Consider the following 5131-nt stretch of genomic DNA (forward strand, 5'->3'; position numbering starts at 1 on the left):
CAAACTTAGCATCCTGAAGCCTGAAAAAAAGGCAATAAAGCACCATCGCCAAAACCAGTGCTGCAAAAAAAACCATTCCTTCCCTGGCGCTAATCATGTGCATCCCTCACTAACGGCAATATGATCTGCCGGACCTCGCTCACATCCCATTCAGACGCAGCATTACTCTCTGGTGAGCCTGACTCTGTCTTCGGTTTATTGCCTGCTATCTGCGCAAGCAGCGCATCAGCCTGTTTATCTTCCTTACAGCTTTTAAGCGCATGGTAACGCATGTAATTAATATTATCGGTTATTTCTTTACCGTAGCGCGCTGCTGATTTCAGTAATAATTCCGTATCATTTATTGCAATAATACAGCGTCCCAGGCTGCCGGGCAGCCAGGCATCAACGCGCGCGCGCAGATAACGCACGCGTAGATCGTTTTCATACAGATCTACCGCCTCGTCGAGGTAAAAAAAACCCAGCTTGGCATATTCGGCTGCATTAACCAGATCGTTTATCGTATTATAGTGATTAGCTAATTTCAGCATCCCGTATGAATAGAATATCAGCGAAATAATATTTTCCTTTTCACGATATTCGCGCCACAAGCTATCCGTAGTTTTTTGCAGCTCACTCCATTTAGCCGGAAATTTTTGTTGCACTACCTTTTCCACCGCAGGCAAAGAAGTTTCAGCGGCCGCCCGGAGATCAAATAGCAGAAAAAAAACGCAAAACAACAGGCGCAGCTTAGTTTTCAGCGTCACTGACTAATTCTCCATCCTTGATTTCAACAACACGCCTGGCCCGTTCCTTTAGCTGGGTCGAATGCGTCGAGATAATAAATGTCGTTTTGGTTTCTTCATTAATTTTCATCAGCAGATCTAAAACCGCATCGCCGGTCGCCAGATCCAGATTACCGGTAGGTTCATCAGCCACTACTACCGTCGGATCATGCGCCAGCGCTCTGGCGATAGCGACCCGCTGCTGCTGACCGCCCGATAGCTGGCCCGGCTTACGATCTGCCATATGACTGAGTCCTACACTGTTTAAATAGTGCGATGCGCGCGCCTGCGCTTCTTTTTTACTGTAGTTGCCGTTCAGGATCAGCGGATAAAAAATATTATCAAAAGCATTTAAAACCGGGATCAGATTAAAAAACTGAAAAATAAATCCAAGATGCTGACATCTGATCAGGGAAAGCTGATTTTCATTAAGATTGTTAAGCACTTTATTCAGAAACATCACCGTCCCGGAAGTGGGATGATCGATGCCTGAAAGGATATTGAGCAAAGTGCTTTTACCGCTGCCGGAAGGTCCGCACAGGGCGATAAACTCACCACTGGCTATTTCCAGGTTGATATTTTTCAATGCTTCAACTTTATTTTCATTGCTGCCAAAGCTTTTATTAATACCACTCAGAAAAATTGCCGGCAGTTCCTTAATAGCGTTCGCCATAATGCTTCCTGTTAATCTGGTTAACAATACCAGCTATCAAAGTAGTTATACCCGCCCAGATGGTCCGGTACGATGGTGCGCATTTTTGCTGAACTGTTAACGTGCTGCTCAAGGTATATCCAGCTTAGCGCTGGCGTAAGGCAGCCGCTGCTGCCATAGCGATCGCTAAGATTGATCGTTTCAGCGCCTGCGGCCTGTAGCGCGCTGGCGAGCGTTACACTGAGTTTGCTGTTGCTCAAGCCTGCCATCGACACCAGACTGAGCTCGGCTTCGCCGATGAGCGGCTCTGCGTTGCCGGTTTCATTCCGGTGCGGCATCACCCAGCTACCGCAGCCGATCTTAAGCGGGCTCTCCCGCTGACTGAAAATAAAACAGCCAACGCGCTCAACGCACATGTTAGACCTGATGCGCTGAGGTTTTTCTTTACGGGTAGCCGCGCCCTCTTCTTCGCTAAAAATTAAAATCGGTATGGCGCGATAAGCACCGCAAATAACCACGAAATCGAAAACATCCCAGTTCAGATAATCCTGAGCCAGCCTTATTGCTTGCATCAGGGATTGTTTTTCACCGCGTATTTTGCAGGTGAAGTTTTTAACCGAAAAAATTTTCAGCAGATTTTTCGGTAACGTATCAATCAGGGTAACATGCATCATGCTGGAAATATCTTCAAATAATCCCGATTCTCCCCATGAATCTATATAAATAAATGCCGTACGCGATCTCATTAACAGCATCCGCTCTTTTGCTGTCATTTTTTGTAAGGCGAGATCTGCTGCCTGCTCCATCGCCTCAATATATTTCATATAACCGGGCGATCTGATCATTTCCCCGGCATAGGTATCTTTTACGGTACCAAAACGTTTAAGGTTCCACGCCTGAGCCTGAGTGGCTTTTAATGATTTGTTATGGTGATATGACTCCCATACATTCAGCCAACTGGGAGAATATAAATAAAAATCGTCTTCAGGCTCAAGCATTGCAAAAGAGGATAAGTAGATCTGGTCCATACTCACCGTTCCACTATTCATAATTAGAAAGCATTAAGCCGATAACGGAACCATCCACGCCTACGCCCGTTTTTAGCAGATGATGTTTATGATGCTTCATGACACCTTTTTCGGGCAGCATATATTGAGAAATTTCTTTGATAATCACATCATTTGTTACGGGTGGAAGCAATTCGCCATGACATAAAGTATGATGAGCGATAATTAAATCAATAATACCCGATCCGGTAGCGGTATATCCAATTTGGCCTTTATAAGCTAAAACGGGAACCGGATGCTGTTCCAGCAGCATAGCTAACGCCCTGGCCTCAGCTTTATCGCTTATTTCCGATCCATTGGCATGAGGTATCACCGCGCAAAGATCATCACAGGTTACTTCCGTCGCAGCCATAATGCTGTGCATAACCTTTAAGATATTACTGGTTAAATAAGCGGCATCATTGCTTCTTTTGGCGCTAATTTGCGTATAGGCGGAGCGCAGCCTGATGCCCCCTTTTTTCTGGCGCGCCTGGCGATGCCTGCCCCCCTCAAGTAACATAACGCAGAAACCTTCGGCAAATAATACGCTTTTGCTATTTTCGCCAAAAGGCTGCACCACATCGCTGGCCAGCATTGACTGGCTTTCAAGAAACCACAAATCCTGGGTTTTAATTTCCGAACAGTTGATTACCATTACCAGATCAACGCCACCCTTTTCTATCGCCTGACAGCCGATATGGACTGCTGCCAGCGAAGAATTACTGGTGCAGTGTAAATTAGGCGGCAGATGTTGCAGGCAATATTTTTGTGCTATAGCCTGCGCCAGACGATCCTGCGACATATTAGAGGCGTGAAGGCTTTTCAGCGATGTTGCCAGCCTGAGATCGTCAATATCGTTGTAGTCGTAGAAATACCTGTACTCTTTTATATCAACACGGGGACCAAGCCCGGTTAAATAGACCCGGACATTTTCCCCCGCCAGGCAGCGTGTATTCAGCTTCGCCTGTGCAAGCGCCTCTTCGATCAGGCGATCAAGCTGCTCCAGCGGGCTGTGCTCTTTATGCGTCAGCCGGGCCACAGTTTTATTTTTGTTAAACCCGCACTTTATCGCCTCTTTATCTGAAGCGAACCAGTTGCTTTTATTGACGCGTTTACCTTGTTTAAGGTTTTCGATTAACGCTTCGCTGCTGGCAGCAAAAGGTAAATGGGCACTGTAGCCGCAAATAAACGCTGCGTTATCCAACGCCTCATGCTTTGATGACAAATGCATAATAGTTTCCCCCTTCGGTCGCCCCTACCAGTAAAACCTGCTTTAGCGTTACTTTTAGTGGGCTGCGCACAAAGTTAAGGCGGTCATCGCAAAACTCCTGCGTATAGGGGATAGCAGGTACCGCCTGTCTCTTAATACAGTCGATAATCACAGCCAGGTTCATTAACCCTGCGGAAGATTCAATAAAGCCGAAAAAAGCGTTGTAGTTCACCACCGGCACCCGGGGGTTTTCCTGCTGAAATATCTGACAGAACGCCTCGATTTCAATTTGCGCGCTCTCTTTGCTGCCGTTGCTGCTACCGCAGACGAGATCGATCTCATGCGGCGCGGTACCGGCATCTGCCAACGCCCGCCTTATTGCCAGCGCCAACGCCGCTGATTTTTCACTTAGCTGGGCGGCATCAAAATAGCTGATGCTGTTTGATTTACCATAACCTGCAATTTCCGCCAGCACATCGATACCGCGCGCTTCAGCCGTTTCCGGCGTCTCCAGCAGCAGCATACATGCCCCTTCGCCTGGAATAGATCCTTTTGCATCCCTGCTGTAGATCTGATAATCGCTCGCCTCCGAGGTCATATGTAGTTTCTGAGTAACGGCGTCCATATAGAGCGACATCGACGGGAAATATTCATCGGCGCCCCCTACAATGACCTGCGGCTGAAGTTGCTGGCGTACCAGTTCATAACCGTAGGTTAACGCACCCAGCGCGGCATTCTCTCCGGTCGCCAGCGTCGTGGTGTAACCTTTGATTCCCTCAGAAATACCGCAGAAGGTGGCGATTGCATTCATCAGCGAACCGGGGAACTCCGAGGTACGCACTTTGCGCGGATCTGGCTTCAGACTTTGCAGATATTTATAGGTCGTTTCCTGCGGGCCACGGCACATGCCCATGATCAAGCCAAATTCATTACCCTCTTTCCTGATTTTACGCCTGCCGCTATTCAACGCCTCGGCCAGCGCAACCAGCGCGTAGGTTCCGCCGTTGGTGGCTTTGCGCGCATCGTAGCGCCGTAAATATTTTCGCGGCTCAAGATGCGCGATCCGGAAGGTTTTAAAATTTTCTCTCTCCTCGGGTAATGGCTGTGTATTGCAGGAATATTCAGCGCCCAGTAATTCTTCCAGCTGCCGCGTCTCAACCAGCACGCGTAATAACTCTCTGGCTTCCTCAAGCGTATCGCTATGAAACTTAACGGGCTGGAGCTCAATAGAGCGATTCTGCGACCAGATAAAGTCCGCGATTTCATTAAACGTATGGCCAATGGCGGAAACGGCGCCAATACCGGAAATAACCACCCGCTTCGCTTCATAAGAGGTTACCGGCACGGAGGCGGGTTTCATACTTACCACCAGGCTGCAATTATTGCCGCCGAAGGCATAGTTATTCTTCATGAAGATGTTGACATCTTTTTCCCTAAATTCATTTGCTACATAATCGAG

The 5131-nt window shown here is 47.8% G+C and carries 5 protein-coding genes; all 5 read right to left on the bottom strand.

Going from position 1 to position 5131, the window contains the following annotated elements; genetic code table 11:
* Positions 1 to 89: 89 nt before the first annotated feature.
* Positions 90 to 746, bottom strand: coding sequence for a hypothetical protein (locus MYY08_RS01400; RefSeq protein ID WP_052133917.1), 657 nt, complete (start codon positions 744 to 746; stop codon positions 90 to 92).
* The gene (locus MYY08_RS01405) at positions 730 to 1437 is read right to left on the bottom strand and encodes an ABC transporter ATP-binding protein (protein ID WP_038626882.1); all 708 of its coding nucleotides are present in this window, start codon (positions 1435 to 1437) and stop codon (positions 730 to 732) included. Before MYY08_RS01405 ends, MYY08_RS01400 begins: the two co-directional genes overlap by 17 nt.
* Before the next feature lie 20 nt (positions 1438 to 1457).
* Entirely contained in the window at positions 1458 to 2450 is a 993-nt protein-coding gene (locus tag MYY08_RS01410) for an ATP-binding protein (RefSeq protein WP_084970453.1), read from the bottom strand.
* 7 nt (positions 2451 to 2457) lie between these two features.
* Positions 2458 to 3666, bottom strand: a complete 1209-nt coding sequence (locus tag MYY08_RS01415) for a beta-ketoacyl synthase N-terminal-like domain-containing protein (protein ID WP_288012655.1) — start codon at positions 3664 to 3666, stop codon at positions 2458 to 2460.
* Positions 3667 to 3670: 4 nt separating this feature from the next.
* The coding region (locus MYY08_RS01420; protein WP_288012653.1) for a beta-ketoacyl synthase N-terminal-like domain-containing protein at positions 3671 to 5131 on the bottom strand (1461 nt) is incomplete at its 5' end.

This window comes from Mixta sp., from assembly GCF_024610815.1.
In the GTDB taxonomy this organism is placed as follows: domain Bacteria; phylum Pseudomonadota; class Gammaproteobacteria; order Enterobacterales; family Enterobacteriaceae; genus Mixta; species Mixta calida.